At 71.6% G+C, this 2,427-nt stretch carries 2 protein-coding genes; both read right to left on the bottom strand.

Going from position 1 to position 2,427, the window contains the following annotated elements:
* Window positions 1-782, bottom strand: a 782-nt coding sequence (locus IBX53_RS15765; protein ID WP_290911220.1) for a 2Fe-2S iron-sulfur cluster-binding protein, incomplete at its 3' end; no start/stop codon positions are given.
* Between the two features lie 11 nt (window positions 783-793).
* Window positions 794-2,427, bottom strand: a 1,634-nt coding sequence (locus IBX53_RS15770; RefSeq protein WP_290911223.1) for an NADH-ubiquinone oxidoreductase-F iron-sulfur binding region domain-containing protein, incomplete at its 5' end; no start/stop codon positions are given.

A 2,427-nucleotide genomic window follows, 5' to 3' on the forward strand; every position in this document is an offset into this window, starting at 1 on the left:
CCCACGCCGCAGTAGGGGCAGACGGAGTCCACGGTGCGATCGGCGACCTTGGAGTCGCCGCGGCCCGCCGCGTCCACCAGGGTCGCCGGCATCAGCGCCCCGGTGGGGCAGGCCTGGACGCACTCGCCGCAGGCCACGCAGGTGCTCTCGCCCATGGGGTCGTCGAAGTCGAAGACGATCTTCGCCGCCGCCCCACGATGGGCCAGGCCGATGACGTCGTTGCCCTGCACCTCGCGGCAGGCGCGCACGCAGAGGCCGCATTCGATGCAGGCGTCGAGGTTGACGTTCATCGCCGGATGGCTGGCATCCTGGAAGCGCTGGCTGTCGCGGGGTCGCACATGGTGCACCGTGGGGGCCGCGCGCTCGGCCCGGGCCGGCATCTTCTCCCGCACCGCCGTGGCATCGATGGCCAGGTGATCGGCCATGGCCCAGAAGTGGCTGGACCGGTCGGGGCTCGCCTCCCGCTGGGGCTGGTCGGCGAGCAGCAGTTCCATGACGCCTTCCCGCGCCTCGCGGGCCCGCTCTGAGCTTGCGCTATTGACCACCATGCCGGGCGTCGCCTCGCGCAGGCAGCTCGCGGCCAGCACCCGCTCGCCCTCGATCTCCACCATGCAGGCGCGGCAGTTGCCGTCGGATCGGTAGCCGGGGGCGTCCTTGTAGCACAGATGGGGAATGGTCTCGCCGGCACGCTTGGCCACCTGCCAGAGGGTCTCGCCGGGACGGGCGCTCACCTCGATGCCGTCCAGGGTCAGGGTAAAGCTTTCGGCTTGCGGGGTCTGCATGGTCTACCTCCCTACCCTTTCACGATCAGGTTCTGCCCAGCGAGCTCGTCGCGGAAGTCCCGCAGCAGGCTCAGCACCGGGTTGGGGGCCGCCTGGCCCAGGCCGCAGATGGAGGCATCCATCATCACCCGGGAGAGCCGCTCGAGCGCCTCGACGTCCCAGGCGTCACGCTCCAGCAGGGTCAGCATCTTCTCGGTACCCACCCGGCACGGCGTGCACTGGCCGCAGGACTCGTCGGCGAAAAAGGCCAGCAGGTTGGTGGCCACGGCGCGCAGGTCGTCCTGCTCGGAGAGCACGATGATCGCCGCCGAGCCGATGAAGCAGCCGTGCTCCTGCAGGGTGTCGAAGTCCAGCGGGATGTCGGCCTTGCTGGCCGGGAGGATGCCCCCGGAGGCGCCGCCGGGCAGGTAGCCGGCCAGGCGGTGCCCCTCGGCCATGCCGCCGGCGTACTCCTCGATCAGCTCGTTGAGGGTGATGCCGGCGGGGGCCAGGTGGACCCCGGGGCGCTGGACCCGGCCGGAGACCGAGAAGCTGCGCAGCCCCTTTCGCCCGTGGCGGCCCTGGCCGGCGAACCAGTCGGCGCCCTTCTCGTGGATCAACGGAATCCAGTAGACGGTCTCGACGTTGTTGACCAGGGTCGGCCGGCCGAAGAGCCCGACCTGGGCCACGAAGGGCGGGCGGTGGCGCGGCTTGCCGGGCTTGCCCTCCAGCGACTCGATCAGCGCCGACTCCTCGCCGCAGATATAGGCGCCGGCGCCGCGGCGCAGCACGATATAGCCCGGCGCGACCAGGCCTTCGGCCTCGAGCTCGGCGATGGCCTCGTGCAGCACCCGGTGCAGGCCGGGGTACTCGTCACGCAGGTAGACATAGAGCGCGCAGGCTTCCACCGCCCAGGCGCTGACCAGGGCCCCCTCCAGGAAGCGGTGCGGCTCGCGCTCGAGATAGAAGCGGTCCTTGAAGGTGCCGGGCTCGCCCTCGTCGGCATTGATCACCGCATAGCGAGGACCGGGCTCGGCGCGCACCGCCTGCCACTTCTTGAAGGTGGGGAAGCCGGCCCCGCCCAGGCCGCGCAGGCCGGAGTGCTCCAGCGTCTCGGTGAGCGCCTCGACGGTGACCCCACCCTCATGGCACTCGGCCAGCAGCCGGTAACCGCCGACGGCGCGATAGTCCGCCAGGCGCTGCCAGAGGATCGCCTCGGGATGGAAGTGGCCGGTATCCACCACCGCCTCCACCCCCTCGGCGGTGGCGAAGCGCACGTGGTGGTGCCCCACCTCGACCACCGGCGCGGTCTCGCAGCGCCCCATGCAGGGCGCCCGCACCACCCGCACCGCCTCGGGGTCGAGGCCCGCCGCGAGCCGCTCGTGCAGGGCCGCGGCGCCGGCAAGCGCACAGGAGAGGGAGTCGCAGACCCGCACGGTGACCTCCGGCGGCGGCGCCTCATCGTCGTGGATCACGTCGAAGTGGGCGTAGAAGGTGGCCGTCTCGTAGACCGCCGCCATGGGCAGGTTCATGTAGGCGGCCAGCGCACGCAGCGCCACCAGCGAGAGGTGGCCATGGGCATCCTGGATGGCGTGCAGGTGCTCGATCAGCAGATCCCGGCGGCGCAGCGCCGGGTCGCTGCGCTCGTCGCCGAGCAGCTCGCGCA

This window comes from Halomonas sp. (genome assembly GCF_014859505.1).
Lineage (GTDB): Bacteria > Pseudomonadota > Gammaproteobacteria > Pseudomonadales > Halomonadaceae > Halomonas.